16 protein-coding genes are annotated in these 20,439 nt (G+C 67.9%); 4 read left to right on the top strand and 12 right to left on the bottom strand.

Features of this window, described 5'->3' with window-relative positions; translation table 11 throughout:
* Nucleotides 1-415: 415 nt before the first annotated feature.
* From DQP58_RS00930 to DQP58_RS00920, 3 genes are all read right to left on the bottom strand, one after another.
* Complete coding sequence (locus DQP58_RS00930; protein ID WP_112706634.1) at nucleotides 416-1,222, bottom strand: Fpg/Nei family DNA glycosylase; 807 nt, start codon at nucleotides 1,220-1,222, stop codon at nucleotides 416-418.
* Nucleotides 1,223-1,240: 18 nt separating this feature from the next.
* Nucleotides 1,241-1,720: a ribose-5-phosphate isomerase gene (locus DQP58_RS00925; RefSeq protein WP_165827765.1), complete on the bottom strand. Its 480-nt coding sequence runs from the start codon at nucleotides 1,718-1,720 to the stop codon at nucleotides 1,241-1,243.
* A gap of 71 nt (nucleotides 1,721-1,791) precedes the next feature.
* Complete coding sequence (locus tag DQP58_RS00920; protein ID WP_066860235.1) at nucleotides 1,792-2,415, bottom strand: DsbA family protein; 624 nt, start codon at nucleotides 2,413-2,415, stop codon at nucleotides 1,792-1,794.
* Nucleotides 2,416-2,506: 91 nt separating this feature from the next.
* On the opposite strand from DQP58_RS00920, the gene pepN reads away from it, so the two are divergent.
* Nucleotides 2,507-5,131, top strand: a complete 2,625-nt coding sequence (gene pepN / locus DQP58_RS00915; protein ID WP_112706632.1) for an aminopeptidase N — start codon at nucleotides 2,507-2,509, stop codon at nucleotides 5,129-5,131.
* Nucleotides 5,132-5,299: 168 nt separating this feature from the next.
* Here the strand turns inward: pepN and DQP58_RS00910 are convergent, their stop codons facing one another.
* The 3 genes from DQP58_RS00910 to DQP58_RS00900 form a co-directional block, all read right to left on the bottom strand.
* On the bottom strand, nucleotides 5,300-5,767 hold the full coding sequence (locus DQP58_RS00910; RefSeq protein ID WP_205869303.1) for a DUF5130 domain-containing protein: 468 nt from the start codon (nucleotides 5,765-5,767) through the stop codon (nucleotides 5,300-5,302).
* Nucleotides 5,754-5,990 carry an aa3-type cytochrome oxidase subunit CtaJ gene (gene ctaJ / locus DQP58_RS00905; RefSeq protein WP_112706630.1) on the bottom strand — a complete coding sequence of 79 codons (237 nt, stop codon included), beginning with the start codon at nucleotides 5,988-5,990 and terminating at the stop codon, nucleotides 5,754-5,756. The genes DQP58_RS00910 and ctaJ overlap by 14 nt, the downstream gene beginning before the upstream one ends.
* A 67-nt stretch (nucleotides 5,991-6,057) precedes the next feature.
* Entirely contained in the window at nucleotides 6,058-6,705 is a 648-nt protein-coding gene (locus tag DQP58_RS00900; protein ID WP_112706629.1) for an HNH endonuclease, read from the bottom strand.
* A 144-nt stretch (nucleotides 6,706-6,849) separates the two neighbouring features.
* Here DQP58_RS00900 and DQP58_RS00895 point away from each other — a divergent pair, with 144 nt between their 5' ends.
* The 3 genes from DQP58_RS00895 to DQP58_RS00885 all read left to right on the top strand — a co-directional run bounded on the left by DQP58_RS00895 (nucleotide 6,850) and on the right by DQP58_RS00885 (nucleotide 9,946).
* The gene (locus tag DQP58_RS00895) at nucleotides 6,850-7,239 is read left to right on the top strand and encodes a globin (RefSeq protein ID WP_112706628.1); all 390 of its coding nucleotides are present in this window, start codon (nucleotides 6,850-6,852) and stop codon (nucleotides 7,237-7,239) included.
* A 38-nt stretch (nucleotides 7,240-7,277) separates the two neighbouring features.
* A complete protein-coding gene (locus DQP58_RS00890; RefSeq protein WP_112706627.1) occupies nucleotides 7,278-8,843 on the top strand; it encodes a glycoside hydrolase family 13 protein in 1,566 nt (521 codons plus the stop codon).
* 86 nt (nucleotides 8,844-8,929) lie between these two features.
* Nucleotides 8,930-9,946 (top strand): pyridine nucleotide-disulfide oxidoreductase, encoded by a 1,017-nt coding sequence (locus DQP58_RS00885; RefSeq protein WP_112706663.1) that lies wholly within the window; start codon nucleotides 8,930-8,932, stop codon nucleotides 9,944-9,946.
* Nucleotides 9,947-10,025: 79 nt separating this feature from the next.
* Here DQP58_RS00885 and DQP58_RS00880 read toward each other — a convergent pair whose 3' ends face one another.
* The 6 genes from DQP58_RS00880 to DQP58_RS00855 all read right to left on the bottom strand — a co-directional run bounded on the left by DQP58_RS00880 (nucleotide 10,026) and on the right by DQP58_RS00855 (nucleotide 20,431).
* Nucleotides 10,026-10,697 carry a hypothetical protein gene (locus tag DQP58_RS00880; protein ID WP_112706626.1) on the bottom strand — a complete coding sequence of 224 codons (672 nt, stop codon included), beginning with the start codon at nucleotides 10,695-10,697 and terminating at the stop codon, nucleotides 10,026-10,028.
* On the bottom strand, nucleotides 10,685-11,098 hold the full coding sequence (locus DQP58_RS00875) for an acyl-CoA thioesterase (RefSeq protein WP_112706625.1): 414 nt from the start codon (nucleotides 11,096-11,098) through the stop codon (nucleotides 10,685-10,687). Before DQP58_RS00875 ends, DQP58_RS00880 begins: the two co-directional genes overlap by 13 nt.
* Complete coding sequence (locus DQP58_RS00870) at nucleotides 11,095-15,945, bottom strand: NAD-glutamate dehydrogenase (protein ID WP_112706624.1); 4,851 nt, start codon at nucleotides 15,943-15,945, stop codon at nucleotides 11,095-11,097. Before DQP58_RS00870 ends, DQP58_RS00875 begins: the two co-directional genes overlap by 4 nt.
* 78 nt (nucleotides 15,946-16,023) lie before the next feature.
* Nucleotides 16,024-17,700 (bottom strand): energy-dependent translational throttle protein EttA, encoded by a 1,677-nt coding sequence (gene ettA, locus DQP58_RS00865; protein ID WP_112706662.1) that lies wholly within the window; start codon nucleotides 17,698-17,700, stop codon nucleotides 16,024-16,026.
* Between the two features lie 78 nt (nucleotides 17,701-17,778).
* Nucleotides 17,779-18,258, bottom strand: coding sequence for a single-stranded DNA-binding protein (locus DQP58_RS00860; RefSeq protein ID WP_112706623.1), 480 nt, complete (start codon nucleotides 18,256-18,258; stop codon nucleotides 17,779-17,781).
* A 118-nt stretch (nucleotides 18,259-18,376) separates the two neighbouring features.
* On the bottom strand, nucleotides 18,377-20,431 hold the full coding sequence (locus DQP58_RS00855) for a cytochrome c oxidase assembly protein (RefSeq protein WP_112706622.1): 2,055 nt from the start codon (nucleotides 20,429-20,431) through the stop codon (nucleotides 18,377-18,379).
* Nucleotides 20,432-20,439: the final 8 nt, after the last annotated feature.

Raw genomic sequence — 20,439 nt, 5'->3', positions numbered from 1 at the left:
CGGCGGGGCGCATCTGGTGGTGTGACTTGTCGGATCAGGGGTGCCAGCCGGGAGGCGGCGGCGGTCCACCCGGGCCCCACGGGTGCGGCGGCGGCGGTCCCCAGCCGGGCCCCCCGGCCGGTCCGGGCGGGTTCCAACCCCCTGGTCCGCCCCGCCAGTCGTGGCAGTTGTTCCAATCCCAGTTGTTGCCCCAGCCCGGGTCCCACCACTCACCCGGGCACCATTGCGGAAAGGGGCCGGGATGGGCCTGCGCCTCAGTTGCGACGCCGAAGCCCGCCAGACCCAACCCGCCGATTGCGAGAGCCGTTGCGGCCAAACGTGGAAGAGTTTTCACGGGCCAAGTCATACCCGCATAGATGCTTTGGCTAAACAAGTGACGCCGATGTTTGGGGTTGACCGTTTCCTGTCAGTGCGGTCATTTCTGGCATGCCGGACACCAGAACACGTTTCGGCCCTCTAGCACCGTCGTGCGGATCGGGTCGCCGGACACCCGGCACGGCTCGCCGGCCCGCCGGTAGACGTAGGTCCGGGGCCGATCGGGTCGGTACGACGGCGCGCCGTGGTCGTGTTCGGGCCGCACCACGATGATCTTGCCGCGGCGCAATCCGACCTTCATCAGCGCGACCAGATCTGTCCAGGCCGCGTCGAACTCGTCTTCGCCGACGTTGCGGCCGGGGCGGAACGGGTCGATCTGATGGCGGAACAGCAGCTCGCTGCGATAGACGTTGCCCACCCCGGCCATCACGGTCTGGTCCATCAACAGCGCGCCAATGGGCCTGCGCGACTTGGCAATTCGCTTCCACGCCCAGGACGGGTCGGCGTCGCTGCGCAACGGGTCGGGGCCCAGCCTGGCCAGGACGTCGCTGACCTGGCCTTCGTCGATGACTTCACACACCGTCGGCCCGCGCAGGTCGGTGCCGTAGCCGGCGCCGATCATGCGCATCCGCACCTGCCCGACCGCTTCGGGAAACAGCCCGTCGCCGGGTCGTTCCCATTCGGTGAAGGCGCCGTACAGCCCGAGGTGCACGTGCACGATCGGCCCGCCGGCGTAGTGATGGAACAGGTGCTTGCCCCACGCGCTGGTGCGCCGCAACACCCGGCCGTCGACCACCGCGGCCGAATCGGCGAAGCGGCCCTGCGGGCTCGACACCGCGACGGGGGCGCCGGCGTATCGGCGTTGGTGCAGCCGGGCCAACCGGTGCAGGGTATGCCCTTCGGGCACGCGCAGACCTTTCCGGCGTCAGCCGGCCGCGCCGGGTACCGGCGGGGCCTGGTGGGTCCGTTCGTATTCGGCGAGTATGTCGATACGCCGTTGGTGGCGTTCGGCTTTCGACCAGGGCGTGGTCAAGAAGGCGTCGACGATGGCCAGCGCCTCGGCCACGGTGTGCATCCGACCGCCGATGCCGATCAGTTGGGCGTTGTTGTGTTCGCGGGCCAGCGCCGCAGTTTCGACGCTCCAGGCCAGGGCGCAGCGGGCGCCGGGCACCTTGTTCGCCGCTATCTGCTCGCCGTTGCCGGACCCGCCCAGCACGATGCCCAGGCTGTCTGGGTCGGCCACCGTGCGCGTCGCGGCGGCGATGCAAAACGCCGGGTAGTCGTCTTCGGCGTCGTAGCTGAAGGCGCCGCAATCGATCGGCTCGTGCCCGGATTTGGTGAGGTGATCGATGATCTGCTGCTTGAGCTCGAATCCGGCGTGGTCAGAGCCGAGGTAGACGCGCATGCCCGCAATCCTTACACAGCCAGCCGGGGCGTTGGCGGCGGCGATGGCAAGGCGGGCAGCGCCCTACCGGTCTAGTCGAATTCGGGCTTCTCGGTGCGGCTGCGCTTGAGCTCGAAGAAGTGCGGGTAGGACGCGAAGGCCACCGAGGCGTCCCACAGCTTGCCCGCTTCCTCGCCACGCGGGATCTTGGACAGCACCGGCCCGAAGAACGCCACATTGTTGACGTGGATGGTCGGTGTGCCGACGTCGTCGCCCACCGCGTCCATGCCGGCGTGGTGGCTCTTGCGCAGCGCCTCGTCGTAGGCGTCGCTGTTCGCCGCGTCCGCCAGCTCCGACGGCAACCCCACCTCCGCCAGCGACTGCTTGATCACGTCGTCCAGATCTTTGTTGCCCTTGTTGTGGATCTGGGTGCCCATCGCGGTGTACAGCGGCGCGAGCACCTCGGCGCCGTGAGCCTGTTCGGCGGCGATCGCCACCCGCACCGGACCGAAGGCCTTCGACAAGCGTTCGCGGTACTCGTCCGGCAGGCCCTCGCGGTTTTCGTTGAGCACCGCCAGGCTCATCACGTGGAAGTTCACCTCGATGTCGCGAACCTTCTCCACCTCGAGGATCCAGCGCGAGGTGATCCACGCCCACGGACACAGCGGATCGAACCAGAAGTCTGCTTTGTTCTTCGCGGCGGCGGTGTCAGGCATGGCTGATCCTCTCGTTGGTTGAAAGTCCGATTTGCACAACCGTAGGCCTCTGCGTCCTGTTCCCGGTTTGCCCGACCCGTAAGTTGGACACGTGGCACTTCCGAACCTCACCCGTGAACAAGCCGTCGAGCGCGCTTCGCTGATCACCGTCGCCAGCTATCAGATCGACCTCGATCTCACCGACGGTTCCGGGCCTGGTGGCCCACCCGGCGAACGGACTTTCCGCTCAATCACCACCGTGGTGTTCGACGCGCTCGCCGGCACCGACTCGTTCATCGACATCGCCGCCGACGCCATCCGCAGCGCCACCCTCAACGGGCGCGACCTGGATGTCTCCGGATACGACGAGTCGACCGGCATCCCGCTGCGTGGGCTGACCGACCGCAACGTCGTCGTGGTAGACGCGGACTGCCGCTACTCCAACACCGGCGAGGGCCTGCACCGGTTCGTCGACCCGGTCGACAACGAGACCTACCTGTACTCGCAGTTCGAAACCGCCGATGCCAAGCGCATGTTCGCGTGTTTCGACCAGCCCGACATGAAGGCGACCTTCGACGTGCGGGTGGCCGCGCCCACTCATTGGAAGGTGATCTCCAACGGCGCGGCGGTGTCGGTGACCGACGGCCTGCACACCTTCGCCACCACACCGCGGATGAGCACCTACCTGGTCGCGTTGATCGCCGGCCCGTACGCCGAGTGGAACGACTCCTACACCGACGAGCACGGCGAGATCCCGCTGGGCATCTACTGCCGATCCTCGCTGGCCCAATACATGGACGCCGAGCGGCTGTTCACCCAGACCAAGCAGGGATTCGGCTTCTACCACAAGCACTTTGGCCTGCCCTACGCGTTCGGGAAGTACGACCAGCTGTTCGTTCCCGAATTCAATGCCGGCGCAATGGAAAACGCGGGCGCGGTGACCTTCCTGGAGGACTACGTCTTCCGCAGCAAGGTCACCCGGGCCTCCTACGAGCGGCGCGCCGAGACCGTCCTGCACGAGATGGCGCACATGTGGTTCGGCGACCTGGTCACCATGGCGTGGTGGGACGACCTGTGGCTCAACGAGTCGTTCGCGACCTTCGCATCGGTGCTGTGCCAAAGCGAGGCAACCGAATTCACCGAGGCGTGGACGACGTTCGCCACGGTCGAGAAGTCGTGGGCCTATCGGCAGGACCAGTTGCCCTCGACGCATCCGATCGCCGCCGACATCCCCGACCTGGAAGCGGTCGAGGTCAACTTCGACGGCATCACCTACGCCAAGGGCGCTTCGGTGCTCAAGCAACTCGTCGCCTACGTCGGGTTGGAGCACTTCCTGGCGGGGCTGCGGGATTACTTCCGCGCGCACGCCTTCGGCAACGCCACGTTCGACGACCTGGTCGCCGCGCTGGAGCAGGCGTCGGGTCGTGACCTGTCCGACTGGGGTCAGCAGTGGCTGAAAACCACCGGGCTGAACACGCTTCGGCCGGAGTTCGACGTCGACGCTGACGGTAAGTTCACCAGGTTCGCGGTGACCCAGAGCGGCGCCACCCCGGGCGCCGGTGAGACCCGGGTGCACCGGCTCGCGGTCGGGATCTACGACGACAGCGATTCCAGCGGAACCGGAAAGCTGGTGCGGGTACACCGCGAGGAACTCGACGTTGAGGGCCCGGTCACGGAAGTCCCTGCACTGGTTGGTGTTTCGCGGGGCCAGTTGATTCTGGTCAATGACGACGACCTGACATATTGCTCGTTGCGGCTGGACGCCGAGTCGCTGCGCACCGCGCTGGAGCGCATCGCCGACATCGCCGAGCCGCTGCCGCGCTCGCTGGTCTGGTCGGCCGCCTGGGAGATGACGCGCGAGGCCGAGCTGCGCGCCCGCGACTTCGTGGCCCTGGTCACCGGCGGCGTGCACGCCGAATCCGAGGTCGGGGTGGCCCAGCGGCTGTTGCTGCAGGCGCAGACGGCGCTGACGTCCTACGCCGAGCAGGGCTGGGCGCGCGAGCAGGGCTGGCCGCAATTCGCCGACCGGCTGCTGGAGTTGGCGCGGGCCGCGCAACCCGGCTCGGATCACCAACTCGCCTTCGTCAACACGCTGTGCTCGTCGGTGCTGTCGGCCGGCCATGTAGCGACGCTGGCCGACCTGCTCGACCGCGACCCCGCCGAGTTGGGCCTGGCCGGCCTCGAGGTCGACACTGACCTGCGGTGGCGGATCGTCACGGCGCTGGCCACCGCCGGCAAGGTCGACGCCGACGGGCCCGCCACGCCGTTCATCGACGCCGAGATCGAACGCGACCCGACCGCCGCCGGCAAGCGGCATGCCGCCCAGGCCGCGACGGCACGACCCCAGTTGCAGGTCAAGGAGCAAGCGTGGACGACGGTGGTCGAGGACGACACCCTGGCCAACATCACCGCGCGCTCGATCATCGGGGGCATCGCCCCCGCGGGCCAGGCCGAGTTGCTCAAACCGTTCACCGGGCGCTATTTCGAGGCGATCTCCGGCGTCTGGGCGCGCCGGTCCAGCGAAGTGGCCCAGACGGTGGTGATCGGCCTGTACCCGCACTGGGATATCAGCGACGACGGCATCGCCGCCGCGGACAGGTTCCTGTCCGACCCCGAGGTGCCGGCGGCGTTGCGACGCCTGGTACTCGAGGGCCAGGCCGGGGTGAAGCGTTCGTTGCGGGCGCGCCGTTTCGACGCCGGCGAGCGCTCGGCCCCCACCAACGAAGGCGGAGGCTAGGCCGCATGGCGGCGACCCGCTACGCCCGGCTACACCGGGCTTGCGATCGCCACTAGGCCGGATGGCGGCGACCCGCTACGCCCGGCTACACCGGGCTTGCGATCGCCACTAGGCCGGCGAAATGCCGGCGACCCGCTACGCCCGGCTACACCGGGCTTGCGATCGCCACTAGGCCGGCGAAATGCCGGCGCTGAGCACGCGGATCGCGCTGACCAGGCCGTCGACCAGGTCGCCCCGCTCGAACGCCGAGGACGCGGCCGCCACCCCCAGCGGCGCGGCCGACTCGGCACCGCGGCCACGAACCTGCGTGCCGTAGACCACCTCGATGACCCGCTGGTCGGGCGAGACGGCCAGCAGCACCGCATTGTCCGGCGTCGGCACGTGGGCCAGGATTTCGCGGGCCCGCGCGGCGGTGTCGCTGCCCAGGTCGCCCAGATAGATCGCGAACCGCGTCTTGGACGCCCGCGAGCCGAACTTCAGCGCGTCATCCACGGCGACGAGATCTTTGGTCGAGAACGGGAACTGCACCGAAAGCTCGCCGGGCTCGGTGACGCCGGAGATCCGTCCGCTGGTGGTGATGACCCAGCCGTGGGGCAGCTCGGCGGGTTCTCGCGTCGCTACCTCACCACGTGCCACTTGCGCCACCTCCAATTGAGAACTCCGACGTGCCGTGCCCACCATGTCCGCCGTGCGCGTGGCCGACGTCTTCGTCGGTGGCAGCCCACAGGATGGGCGGGTGCGTCCACTTCTCGCCCAGCTTGTAGGACGCCGGGTGCGGACCCTTGCGGGACCAGATCAGCACCGACAGCGCGACCACCAGCAACAGCGGTATTCCGACGATGAACAGGTGGAGATGCATCTGACTCACGAGCCAAACCGTATCCCACGAACCGATCTACCGGCGCGACCGGACACCGGATTGGCGGTCAGGCCGCGCCCTCGCCGAGATAGCGGGCCCAGGCGGGATCCAGTTCCTTGACCGTCGACAGCAGCCGCCAGTGTTGCCCCGTCGGTGGCTGCGGCGGCCGGCGCAGCGCCCAGCCGAGCTCGCTGAGCAGCTTGTCACCCTTGCGGTGGTTGCACGTCGAGCAGCACGCGACGCAGTTCTCCCAGGAATGGTCGCCGCCGCGGCTGCGCGGCAGCACGTGGTCGACGGTGTCCGCCTTCGCCCCGCAGTAGGCACAGCAGAACCTGTCCCGGTGCATCAGCGCGGCCCGGGTCATCGGGACGCGCGCGCGATAGGGAACGCGGACGTAGGACCGCAGCTGGATCACCGAGGGCACCACGATGGAGCTGGTCGCCGAGTGGATGACCGGGCCGGCCGGATCATGGTGCACCACGTCGGCCTTGCCGCAGATCACCATGACGATCGCGCGGCGCATCGGCAGCGCGGTCAGCGGCTCATAGGTGGAGTTCAGCAGCAGGACCCGCCGGCGACTCCAGATGGATGGGCTCTCCGAGCGGGCGGGTGGATGGATTTCAACACTGTGCAGCGACGACGCGGTTGTGGGCTCGGTTGACCCTGCCGCGGCTACCGGACTGCGGTGGCTGCGGCGTCTCTTGCCCTGCGCCATAGATCCTCCGCGAACAGTCCACCATGATTCGCCGCCAATCGCACCCCTATTGCAGGTGAAACGCCGTGTCCAGCCGGTGAACAGCAGGCATGGGGTCGGGCCGGCTGGGCTCGGCGCCGCCGCGATGCACCACAATGGACGGCGATGGATCAGGTCAGCTTCTACGACGCGATCGGCGGTGCCGAGACGTTCCACGCGATCGTGTCGCGCTTTTACGCCCAGGTTCCCGAGGACGAGATCCTGCGAGAGCTGTATCCGCTGGACGACCTGGAGGGCGCCGAAGAACGGTTGCGGATGTTCCTCGAGCAGTACTGGGGTGGCCCGCGCACCTACTCCGACCGGCGCGGACATCCCCGGCTGCGGATGCGCCACGTGCCGTTCCGGATCACTCCCCTGGCACGTGACGCGTGGCTGCGGTGCATGCACACCGCCGTCGCGTCCATCGATTCGCAGACACTCGACGACGAACACCGCCGCGAGTTGCTCGACTATCTGGAAATGGCCGCCCACTCACTCGTCAACGCGCCCCTGTGAGGGCGAAACCGTCGGCCCACGAAACTAAGCGGGGTGCAATGGAGTCCGAGCCGTGGTGGTCAAGCGCGGTGTTCTATCAGGTGTACCCGAGGTCCTTCGCCGACAGTGACGGCGACGGCGTCGGCGATCTGGACGGGGTGACCGCGCACCTGGACCACCTGGAGCGACTGGGTGTGGATGCGATCTGGCTCAATCCGGTCACCGTGTCCCCGATGGCCGACCACGGCTATGACGTCGCCGATCCGCGTGACATCGACCCGCTGTTCGGCGGGATGGCCGCCATCGAGCGGCTGATCGCCGCCGCGCACGAGCGGGGCATGAAGATCACCATGGACGTGGTGCCCAACCACACCAGTTCGGCGCATCCGTGGTTTGCCGCGGCGCTGGCCGCCGGACCCGGCACCGACGCGCGGGAACGCTACTTCTTTCGCGACGGCCGCGGCGAGCTCGGCGAGCTGCCGCCGAACAACTGGACCTCGGTGTTCGGCGGATCGGCGTGGACGCGCGTGGTCGAACCCGACGGCAACCCCGGCCAGTGGTACCTGCACCTCTTCGATGCCGAGCAACCCGACCTGAACTGGGAGCACCCGGACGTCTTCGACGACTTCGAGAAGACGCTGCGGTTTTGGCTGGAGCGCGGCGTGGACGGTTTCCGCATCGACGTGGCGCACGGCATGGCCAAGCCGGCCGGCCTGCCCGACTCCCCCGACGTCGAGTCCAAGGTGCTCAGCCACACCGACGACGACCCGCGCTTCAACAACCCGAGCGTGCATGACATCCACCGCGACATCCGCAGGGTGGTCAACGACTATCCCGGGGCGGTGACGGTCGGCGAGGTCTGGGTCACCGACAACGTCCGCTGGGCCGAGTATCTGCGTCCCGACGAACTGCACCTGGGCTTCAATTTCCGGTTGACCAAGATCGACTTCGACGCCGCCCAGATTCGCGACGCGATCCAGAACTCGCTGGCCGCCACCGCCCTGCAGGACGCCGTCCCGACCTGGACGCTGTCCAACCACGACGTCGGCCGGGAGGTCACCCGCTACGGCGACGGCGAGGTCGGGCTGCGCCGCGCCCGCGCGATGGCCCTGGTGATGCTCGCCCTGCCGGGTGCGGTCTTCATCTACAACGGCGAGGAGCTGGGGCTGCCCGACGTGGACCTGCCCGACGAGGTGCTGCAGGATCCGACGTGGGAGCGCTCCGGCCACACCGAGCGCGGCCGGGACAGGTGCCGGGTGCCGATCCCCTGGTCGGGTCAGGAGCCGCCGTTCGGGTTTTCCTTCTCGTCGCAGACGTGGTTGCCGATGCCGGAGGAATGGGCGGCGCTGACCGTCGAAAACCAGAGCGGTGATCCCGACTCCACCTTGTCGTTTTTCCAGCGAGCGATTGAATTGCGAAAGCGCCGTGTGGAATTCGACGGTGTCGGCGTCGAATGGCTGGACGCGGCCGGCGATGCGGTGATCTTCCGGCGGCCCGGTGGGCTGGTCTGCGTACTCAATAGCGGCGACTCACCGGTGCCGCTGCCGGCGGGCGAGCTGATCCTGGCGAGCGCGCCGCTGCTGGAGGGCAAACTCCCGCCGGATGCCGCGGCCTGGCTGGCGTAGCCGTCCCGGCCGCGCCGCCAGAGCCGCGGTGAGCATTTCCCGGCTGACTGCTCTATATGTGGTGGATGGCTTCCTACGAGTGGACAGTGATCGGCGCCGGCCCGGCGGGCATCGCCGCGGTGGGAAGGCTGCTGGATCACGGGGTCGCGGCCGACCGGATCGCCTGGGTCGATCCGGCCTTCGCCGCCGGAGACATCGGCAAGAAGTGGCGGTCGGTGTCGAGCAACACCCACGTCGCGCTCTTTCTCGAATACTTCAACGGCTCCAAGGCGTTTCGGTTCTCAGAAGCGCCACCCATGCCGCTCAAGGAGGTCGATCCCCAGGAGACCTGTGCGCTCGGCCTGCTCGCCGAACCCCTGGTGTGGGTCACCGAGCATCTTCGTGAGCAGGTCGACGATTTCACCACTACCGCCGCCGCGTTGTCTTTGCAGGACCGCCAGTGGCGGGTCCAGACCGAACAACGGGAGATTTTTTCCAGGAACGTGATCCTGGCCGTGGGCGCGGACCCCAAAAAACTCTGCCACACCGACCTCGAGGAGATCGAAGTCCAGGTCGCCCTGGATCCCGAGAAGCTCGCCCAGGAGCCGCTCGAGGGGACGACGGTCGCCGTGTTCGGCTCGTCACACACGTCGATGATCGTGCTGCCCAACCTGCTGCGCCATCCCGTCAAGCGGATCATCAATTTTTACCGGAGCCCGGTGAAATATGCTGTTTATCTTGATGATTGGATACTGTTCGACGACACGGGGCTGAAGGGCCGGGCGGCGGTTTGGGCGCGGGAGAACATCGACGGTGTGCTTCCTGACCGCCTGGAGAGATGCTGGGTGTCCAGCCCGGAATTCGCGGAGAAACTGGCGCAATGCAACCGGGTCGTCTACACCGTCGGCTTCGAACGCAGGAAGTTGCCCGAGACCCCGCAATGGGGCCAGCTGGATTACAACCGGACCAACGGGATCCTTGCCCCCGGCCTGTTCGGGGTTGGCATCGCGTTCCCCCAGTACGCCGAAGACCCCTACGGGTACGGGCAGTTTCGGGTGGGCCTGAAAAAATTCATGGACTATCTCGACGCCGTCCTGCCGCTGTGGCTGCTCTACGGCCCCTGATCTTCGCGGGCGGTCTCCGGCCCGCGATGGCTTTAAACTCAGCCTGATCCGTTTGCGACGTCGCCCGCGACCGGGCGCGTCAGCCCAGCAACAGCCCGGGATCGCCGCGGCGGCGATACACCGAACCGAACCGGGCGTCGAGGCGCAACCACGTCGGCAGTATCCGGACCCGGATCAATTCGTCGGCGCCGACCGCATCGGGCGACTGCGGCAGAAAACCCATCGCGGTCAGCGCGAACACGCAGCGCATCGGCAGCCCGACCTGAACGTCGGCCGAGCTGACCTGAATGACCTCCTGGTCGAGCAGCGACACCGGCGGCCCGTGAGAACTGCTGTGCTCCTTGGCAAGTTGGGCTCCGCGTTGCGCGAGATCGAGCATCACCCGGGCCGGGATGTCCTCGAGGTGGGTGAAGCCGGATTCCGGCGGCAACGCACCCCGCCACGCCGAATCCATCGCGAAGCCGGGATCGACGTACCCCGAGTCGTCCATCGCGGACAGGCCACGCGCCAGCGCGTCGGCGCCCACCGACAGATCGCCGGGCCGCACCTCGCCGACCACTACCCGGCTCGCCAGCACGTCGAAACCCGTTGCGACCCAGGCGGTCAGCAGACCCGGCGATCGGGTCCGGAATCGGATGATCGCGGCGTCATCGAGTCGCAGGGCGCGGTCGACGAACGCGGCCAGATCCGTTCGGTGTGCGGCCCTGGCGTCGGCACCCAGCCAAAGTCCGCGGTCGGCTACCTGATCCACCGTTGCAGATACTCCCGATGCTGTGGCGAGAGTCGCACCAGGCGCTCCTCCTCGATGTGGACGGCGGCCAGTTGCGACTCGGCGATGACGGCGGGCTTCGACGCCGGGTCCGCGGAGACCGAGCGCACCTCATAGCCAAGCGTGAAGTCGACCGCCCGCAGCCGCTTGGTCCACATCGTCACCTGCAGCGGTGAATCGATCAGCCGCAGCTGCCCTTTGTAGGTCACCTTGACCTCGGCGATGAGCAAACCGATGGTCATGATGTCCACCTCGAACGCTTCGCGCAGGAACTGGACGCGCGCCTCCTCGAGGATGGTGACCATGGTGGCGTGGTTGATGTGCTGATACATGTCGATGTCCGACCAGCGCACTGGCACGGGCGCGACGAAGCCGACGCTCAACTTGACGATCCTCTTCCACTGGTGCGGGTCATGCGACGTATTTGTCGGGCAGCGACGGACAGCGTCGCGAGATCCTGGTTTCCGCTTTCCTGGATCTCGATGAGTGTTCGGCGGGCCCGCTCGACCCGGGAGGCACTCAGGTGTTCCCACTCGACGATCTTCTCTTCACCACTTTCGTCCGGCTCCCCCACGGCGAGCACATCGAAGCACAGCGACCGCAACGAAGCATAAATGTCGTCACGAATCGCCAACCGCGCCAAGGAGTGCCAGCGGTCTCGCCGGGGCAGTTCCGATACCGCGGTCAACAGCCGGTCGGTGCCGAGGCGGTCCATGAGCGCGAAATAGGTGTCCGCGACCTCGGCGGCGTCGATGTCGTTGATGTCACCGATGTCGATGATGTCGAGCAGGCTGAAGCGGTAGAGGCCGGCGGCCACCATGTAGGCCAGGTCTTCCGGCGCGCCCTGGGAGGCGAATTCGGCGGCTTCGGACTCCACGATCGCCTTATCGTCGCCGCGCAGCCACTCCGACATGCGCGGTGTCAGCGCCTGGACTTTGGCGGCGAACCGGTTGATTTCGGCCCCGACCGCCAACGGCTGGGGACGGTAGTTGAGCAGCCACCTCCCGGCGCGGTCGATCAGCCGCCTGGTGTCCAGCGTGAGCCGATCCGACAGTGCGACCGGCAGATTCGCGGCGCGGATGCGCCGCCAGATCTCCCCCACCCCGAAGATGGCGTCGGTGGCGACGTAGGTGCGCACCGCGTCGACCGACCCGACGCCGACGTCTTCGGTGATCCGGAACGCGTAGCTGATCCCGGCGGCGTCCACCAGGTCGTTGATCAGCATGGTGGTGACGATCTCGCGTCGCAGCTGATGCGTGCGGATCTCCGGAGCGAACCGTTCCCGCAACGGCTTTGGGAAGTACAGCGGCAGCCGGGACGCGAACACGTCCTGTTCGGTCAGCTCGGTTTGGAGCATCTCCTCCTTGAGGCCCAGCTTCACGTGCGCCATCAAGGTGCACAGCTCCGGTGAGGTGAGCCCGATGCCGGCCTCGGCGCGGCGCCCGATCTCCTTCTCCGTGGGCAGCGCTTCCAGGTCGCGGTGGATGCCGCGCTCGTCGACCAGGTACTGGATCAGCCTGGCGTGCACGGGAAGCAGGCTGGCCGCGTTGGCGCGGCTGGTACCGATCAGGTCGTTCTGTTCCTCGTTGTCGGTGAGCACCAGCTGCGCGACCTCGTCGGTCATCGATTCCAGCAGCGGCTTGCGCTCCTCCGGCTTGACCTTGCCCGCAGTCACCAGGGCATCGATCAGGATCTTGATGTTGACCTCGTGGTCCGAGCAGTCCACGCCGGCCGAGTTGTCCATGGCATCGGTGTTGATCCGGCCACCCGCCAGATCGAACTCCACCCGACCCAACGCCGTCACCCCGAGGTTGCCACCTTCGCCGATCACCTTGGCGCGCACTTGGTTTCCGTTCACCCGCACCGGATCGTTGGCGCGGTCGCCGACGTCGGCGTCGGACTCGGACTCCGCCTTGATGTAGGTACCGATGCCGCCGTTGAACAGCAGATCGACCGGCGCCTGCAGGATCGCCTTGATCAGATTGGGTGGTGTCATTTCGGTGACCCCATCCTCCGAGCCGTCGATGCCCAACGCCTCGCGAACCTGGGGGCTGACCGGAATCGCCTTGTGCTCACGGCTGTACACCCCGCCGCCGTCGCTGATCAACGACGTGTCGTAATCCTCCCAGCTCGAGCGCGGCAGGTCGAACATGCGTTGGCGTTCCGCCCAGGAAGCCGCGGCATCGGGATCGGGATCCAAGAAGATGTGCCGGTGGTCGAAGGCGGCGAGCAGCCGGATGTGCTTGCTCAGCAGCATGCCGTTGCCGAAGACGTCGCCGCTCATGTCGCCGATCCCCACCACGGTGAAATCCTCGGCCTGCGTGTCGATATCCATCTCTCGGAAGTGCCGTTTGACGGCTTCCCACGCGCCCTTGGCGGTGATGCCCATGGCCTTGTGGTCGTAACCGACCGATCCACCGGACGCGAACGCGTCGCCCAACCAGAACCCGTAGGACTTGGCGACATCGTTGGCGATATCGGAGAAGGTAGCGGTGCCCTTGTCGGCCGCGACCACCAGGTACGCGTCATCGCCGTCGCGGCGGATGACTTCCGGTGGCGGGTTCACCTTTCCGGTCGCATGGTCGACGTTGTCGGTGACGTCGAGCAGGCCGGAGATGAACAGTTGATAGCAGGCGACGCCCTCGGCGCGGCTGGCGTCGCGGTCGGCGGCGGCGTCGCCGGTGGGCAGCGGTGGCCGCTTGAGGACGAATCCGCCCTTGGCGCCGACGGGCACGATGACGGCGTTCTTGACCGCCTGCGCCTTGACCAGGCCCAGGATCTCGGTGCGGAAGTCGTCTCGACGGTCCGACCAGCGCAGGCCGCCGCGGGCCACCGGGCCGAACCGCAGGTGCACGCCCTCGACCCGGGGCGAGTAGACGAAGATCTCGTATTTCGGGCGTGGCAGCGGCAGCTCGTCGACCAGCTGGGCATCCAGCTTGATCGCCAGCACGTTGCGCGCCCGGGCCGAACCTTCGCGTGTCACAAAGTAATTCGTGCGCAACGTGGCCTGCACCAGCGACGCGAAGGCACGCAGGATGCGGTCGGTGTCCAGGCTCACGAGTGCGTCGATGTCGGCGGCGACGGCCGCGGCGGCCGCCTGCGCATCCCGGGTCGACGATGGATCGGGGCTGGGGTCGAACAGCGCCTCGAACAGCGCTACCAGCGATCGCGCGGTCGAGGGGTGCTCGTTGAGCACCGACTCGATGTAGGACTGGCTGTAGGGAAAGTTAGCCTGCCGCAAGTACTTTGCGTAGGCCCGCAACAACACGACCTGCTGCCAGCGAAGGCCGGCACGCATCACCAGCTCGTTGAACCGATCGATCTCGAGGCGGCCCTGCCAGATCGCGGTGACCGCGTCGGCGAACCGCTCGGCCATCGCGTCGCGCTCGGCTTGCGTCGAGGCCAGCCGGACGGTTGGGTGCGGTGAGATCTTGAACTGATAGATCCACACCGGTAGCCCGTCGGACCGCTCGACGGTGAACGGCCGCTCCTCGAGCACCACCACGCCCATGCTCTGCAGCATCGGCAGTAGCTGGCTCAGCGAGGCGGTGCGTCCGCCCAGGAACCAGGTGAGCTGCGCGGACCCGTCCTCGTTCTCGGTGAACACCAGCTTGACCGAGTTGTCTTGCAGCGCATTGATGATGGCGATGTGATCGATCGCGTCGGCCGGGGTGACGGCCTGCTTGTAGACCTCGGGGAAGGCGGCAGCGTAGTACTCGGCGTCGGCATGGCCCACCGAACCTTCGGCGGCGGCGGTGATGAGCCGGTCGGCCCAGGTCCGCGCGGCTTCGCTCAGCAGCGCCTGGATGCGGACCCGGTTGCCTTCGGAGACGTCGACCGGCGTGGCGTCGGGGCCTTCGGACGGCAGCCGGACCATGAAATGCATGAGGGCCCACGGTGATTCGCTGACCCGGGCAGTGAATTCCAGCCTGGTGCCGCCGAATTCGTGCACCAGGATGTCCTCGATCTGCAGGCGCACCGCCGTGGTGTAGCGGTCACGCGGCAGATACACCAGGCAGGAAACGAAGTACTGCAGCCGGTCGGCACGCAGGAACAGCAACGCGTTTCGTTGCGGGCCAAGGTCCACCACCGCTTTGGCCATCGCCAGCAGCCGTTCGGCGCTCAGCGTGAACAGCTCCGAACGGGGAACGGTCTGGATGACGTCGAGCAGTAGCTGGCCCGGGTGGATCGGGTCGTTGTCGGCCATTGCCAGCGCCTCACGGACCCGGCGCGAGATCGTCGGGATCTCGAGGACGTCGGCGTTCATGGCGGCCACCGTGAACAACCCGACGAAGCGATGCTCGATCACGGCGCCGTCGACGTATTCGCGGACCGCGATGGCATACGGGTAGGCGCCGTAGCGCAGGTAGCTGCCCACCACGGATTGCGCCAGGACCAGCAGCCGGTTCTCGTCGGTCAGCCGGGGGCGCGAGCCGGTGCGGGTCCGCAGGACGCCGAGGCCGGGTGACCCGTCCCCGGAGACCTGGCCGTCGTGCACGTGGCAGCGCTGGTAGCCGAGCAGGAGGAAGTTGCCGTTGCCCAGCCAGCGCAACAGCGCCGCGACGTCGTCGCGGTCGGGCGCCGAGAAGTGGCCGCCGGCATTGGTTTCCACCTGCGCGGCCAGGTCGTCCAGGGCGGCGATCAGGGTCGAGGCGTCGCTGGCGACCTGTTGCACGTCGGCGAGCACCTTGGGCAGCAGCCGCTCGACCTCGGTGAGCCCCTTGCTGTCGACCGACGGCAACAGCTGTACGTGGATCCACGCCTCACCCTCGTATTGCGATGCGCCCTCGGCTTTCGCCTGCACGCGCAGCAGGTCGCCCTCCGGGCTGCGCAGCACGTCGAACACCGGCGTCATGATCGCCGTGTACGGGACGCCGAGCCGGTGCAGCAGCACGGTGACCGAATCCATCAGCATGCCGCCGTGGTCGGTGACCACCTGCAGCGCGGGCCCGAACCCGGCGGGGTCGTCGGCCGGGTACACCGCGACGCGGCTTTCGCCGGCGGGCCGGTGCAGGCCGAGGCGATAGTGGGAGCTCAGCATGGCCGGGGTCACGATCGCCGCCGGCACGGTCAGGTCGATGGGCCTGGTTTCCGCGCCGCCCGACTGGTCGCTGTGCGGACCGCGATAGCTCTCTACGTAGGCCCTCGAGATCCACTCGGGAATGTCTCGCTGCTGGGTGAAGGTCGTCCACGGCTCGAGATCGTGTCTGGCTTCGGGATCGATCGTCATGCCGATAGCTCCCAACTGGCGACGGTAATCAGTGCGCTCGGTCGCCCCGCTGGGTGGCGGTGCGGGGCAGAGCTGACACTAGTCGCGCGTCAGCTTGCGGTGGGTCACTCTGTGCGGCCGTGCCGCATCGGCGCCGAGGCGTTCGATCTTGTTCTCCTCGTATGCCCCGAAGTTGCCCTCGAACCAGAACCACTTGGCTTCGTTGTCGTCGTCACCCTCCCAGGCCAGGATGTGCGTGCAGGTGCGGTCCAGGAACCACCGGTCGTGCGAGATCACCACGGCGCAGCCGGGGAACTGCTCGAGGGCGTTCTCCAGCGAGCTCAGGGTTTCCACGTCGAGGTCGTTGGTGGGTTCGTCGAGCAGGATCAGGTTGCCGCCCTGCTTGAGCGTCAGCGCCAGGTTGAGCCGGTTGCGCTCGCCACCGGAGAGCACCCCGGCCGGCTTCTGCTGATCCGGTCCCTTGAATCCGAACGCCGACACGTAGGCCCGCGACGGCACCTCGGTCTGGCCGACCACGATGTGGTCCAGCCCGTCGGAGACGACTTCCCACACGTTCTTCTTGGGATCGATTCCGGCGCGGGTCTGGTCGACGTAGCTGAGCTTGACGGTCTCGCCGACCTTGACCGTGCCGCTGTCCGGCTGCTCGAGGCCGACGATTGTCTTGAACAGCGTGGTCTTCCCGACCCCGTTCGGGCCGATGACGCCGACGATGCCGTTGCGCGGCAGGGTGAACGACAGGTCCTTGATGAGGGTGCGGCCGTCGTAGCCCTTGTCGAGGTGTTCGACCTCGACGACCACGTTGCCCAGCCGCGGACCGACCGGGATCTGGATCTCCTCGAAGTCGAGCTTGCGCGTCTTCTCGGCCTCGGCGGCCATCTCCTCGTAGCGCTGCAGCCGGGCCTTGCTCTTGGCCTGGCGCGCCTTGGCCCCGGAGCGCACCCACGCCAGCTCCTCGGCCAACCGCTTCTGCAGCTTGGCGTCCTTGCGGCCCTGCACGGCGATCCGCTCGGCCTTCTTCTCCAGGTAGGTGGAGTAGTTGCCCTCGTACGGGTAGGCGCGGCCGCGGTCGAGTTCGAGGATCCATTCGGCGACGTTGTCCAGGAAGTACCGGTCGTGGGTGACCGCCAGGATCGCCCCCGCGTAGGACGCGAGGTGCTGCTCGAGCCACTGCACGCTTTCGGCGTCCAGGTGGTTGGTCGGTTCGTCGAGGAGCAGCAGGTCAGGCTTGGACAGCAGCAGCTTGCACAGCGCGACGCGGCGCCGCTCACCACCGGACAGGTTGGTCACCGGCTCGTCCGGCGGCGGGCAGCGCAGCGCATCCATGGCCTGCTCTAGCTGCGAGTCGAGGTCCCACGCGTCGGCGTGGTCGAGCTCCTCCTGCAGCCGGCCCATCTCCTCCATCAACTCATCGGAGTAGTCGGTGGCCATCAGCTCGGCGACCTCGTTGAAGCGGTCGAGCTTGACCTTGATCTCGCCCAGGCCTTCTTCGACGTTGCCGCGGACGGTCTTGTCCTCGTTTAGCGGCGGCTCCTGCAGCAGGATGCCGACGGTCGCGTCGTTGGCCAGGAAGGCGTCGCCGTTGTTCGGCTTGTCCAGGCCCGCCATGATCCGCAAGACGCTCGACTTGCCGGCGCCATTGGGCCCGACGACACCGATCTTGGCGCCTGGATAGAAGCTCAGTGTGACGTCGTCCAGGATCACCTTGTCGCCGTGCGCCTTGCGGACCTTTTTCATCGTGTAGATGAACTCAGCCATGCCGCGGTTGTGCCTTTCTGGTTGCGAAGTGATCTCGCGGACCATCCTAGGCATCGCCCGGCGGCGCGACCGCCGCCGCTAAGCCGTCAGCGGCAGCGGACCGGTGTCGGCGGACTCGGCGTCCTCGGCGTCGGCGTCCTCACCAGCGCCGTCGGACGCATCCGCCGGCGGTGCGGCGGCCTCGGGGGCGGTCGGACCGGTGTAGCCCGGGCGCTCGATGCGCACAATCGCGCGGGACACGTCGGGCCCGACCGCGGTGGCGCGCATCTCCAGCGACGACCGACGGTTGCCGTCACGGTCCTCGTACTCGCTGGTGTACACGTGGCCCACCACGATCACCGGCGCGCCCTTGCCCAACGCGGCGCCCACGCCGGTGACCAACTTGCCCCAGCAGTTGACGTTGATGAACAGCGAGTTGCCGGGCTCCCAGCCGCCGTCGGCCGTGCGCCGCCGGGAATTGCTGGCGACGCGGAACTTGATGACCTCCTGGGTGCCGACCTGTCGGCGTTCGGGGTTGTTGACGATGTGGCCGACGACGGTGAGCGACGTTTCGAACATGGGCTGATCCCTTCTCGTTTGCATTGGCTATGGCTCCCAGTAGGCGCGGCGGCACCGACGAACGCCGCGGGAACGACCCGCAGACGGGCCGCCTTGTGGAAGAAACCGGGGCTGTGGATCAGTCGGGATCGGCCGGGCCGGACCGCTGGGCCCTCTCGCCCCGCGCCAGCTGCGCCAGCATCGCGTTGTAGGCGACCAGCTCGGCGTCGTCGTCGCGTTCGGCGGCCCGGTCCAGCCGCTTGGCGGTGCGACGATCACTGCGCGCCCACTGGATGAGCAGCGCGAGCATCACGATCACCAGGGGAAACTCCCCCGCCGCCCAGGCGATGCCCCCACCCAGGCGCTGATCGCCCAGCAGGTCGGTGTGCCAGCTCAGATCGAGCGAGCGGTAGTAGTCGGCACCGAGCACCTTCTTGGTGCCCATCAGCACCACCCCGAAGAAGGCGTGCAGCGGCAGCGAGGCGAACACCACCGCCACCTTGGCCAGCGGCGGGATCGGTCGCGGAGTCGGGTCCACCCCGATCACCACCCAATAGAACAGGTAGCCGCTGACCAGGAAGTGCACGTTCATCGCCAGGTGCCCGGCGTGGCTGCTCGCGGTGACGTCGAAGAGGTTCGACAGATACAACCCATAGAAGCCGGCGACGAACAGCACGGTGGCCACGACGGGATTGGTGAGGACCCGGGAGAAACGGCTGTGCAGCGCGGCCAACAGCCATTCCCGCATGCCCGGCGGATCGTCACGGCCGGCGGCCGGCAGCGCCCGCAACGCCAGGGTGACCGGCGCGCCGAGCACCAGCAGGATCGGGATCAGCATGGAAAGGCACATGTGGACCACCATGTGCATGCTGAACATCGCCGGCATGTAACGGCCGACGCCCGACGACGTCGCGAACAGCAACACCGCGCAGCCGAGCAGCCAGGAGAAGGTCCTGCCGGGCGGCCAGTGATCGCCGCGGCGGCGCAGCCGCACCAGTGCGGCCACATACAGCGCGGCGAAGACGACCGCCGCCGAACCGAAGATCAGGTCGAAGCGCCAGTCGAACAGGATGCGCGCCACGGTGGGCGGTCCGTCGAAGTCGTAGCCGATCTCGGCTTCGGGGATCGACGGCAACCGGGCCGGGGGTGGCGGCGGCGGGGTGCGGCCCAGCCCGACGGCGATGCCGAAGGTCAGGCCGAAAACGGCGGCCTCGATCAGCGTAAGCCGCAGCAGCGCGCCACGCCCATGGCTCGGATCCGCTTGCAGCGCAGCCACACTCACGCGTCGCTGACGCCAGCCCAGCACCCCCAGCAGGCACAGCGCGATGAACTTCGCGGTGACCAGCCGCCCATAGTCGGTGCTCAGCAGGTCGGAGGGCTGCACGCGGACCAGGGCGTTGACCAGACCGCTCACCGCCATCGCCACCCAACACCACAACGCGACCATCGAGAAACGCCTGGCGGCCAGCCCGAGGTGACCACCGCCCCGCAGGGCGTGGGCAAGCAGGGCGAGCAGGCCACCGGCCCACATGCTGGCGGCGACCAGGTGGATCAGCAGGCCGTTGGTGGCCAGGTCGTGCGAACCCCCGGCAGACGAATGACCGGTCAGCCCAAGGGGAATCAGGGTCGTCACCGACGCGGCGACCAGTACCGGCGTCCACGACCAGCGCAGCACCGACAGGCTCGCCAGCGTGATCACCGCGGCCAGGATCGCGGTCCAGCGCCACGCCGAGGCGTTGGTGATCAGGCCCGCCAACGACCACATCCGCGCCGCGGGGATGTCGGCGACGGCATGGCCGGACACATCGGAGATGGTCAATGGGACCAGCAGGGCGGCGCATACCGCCCACACCCCCGACGCCATCGTCCCCAGCCGAAGCGCCCGGTAGCCGTCGGCGTCGAGGACGCCGTTGCGCTGCGGCGGCACCAGGAACGCGGCGAACAGGAACGAGCCGACCGCCAGCACCGCGCCGATCTCGCCCGCCGCCCGCACGAACGGCAACCCCAGCGTGGTCACCGGACCCGGGTCGGGCAGGCCCGTCACCGTCAGCGAGCTGGCCAGCGAGAGGGCCCCGATGCCGGCGGCGGTGCAGCCCGCCAGCACGGCCACCCCGGCCAGCACCGGCCACACCAGCGTGCGGCGCTGGGCGACGGCCTCGGTCGAGGCCCTGCCAGCCGGCGGGGCGACGGTCATACGTCCAG

Origin of the sequence: Mycobacterium colombiense (assembly GCF_003284975.1) — a bacterium.
GTDB classification, from domain to species: Bacteria; Actinomycetota; Actinomycetes; order Mycobacteriales; family Mycobacteriaceae; genus Mycobacterium; species Mycobacterium europaeum_A.
The sequence above is the reverse complement of the archived record's forward strand: the minus strand, read 5'-3'. Positions and strand labels throughout refer to the sequence as shown.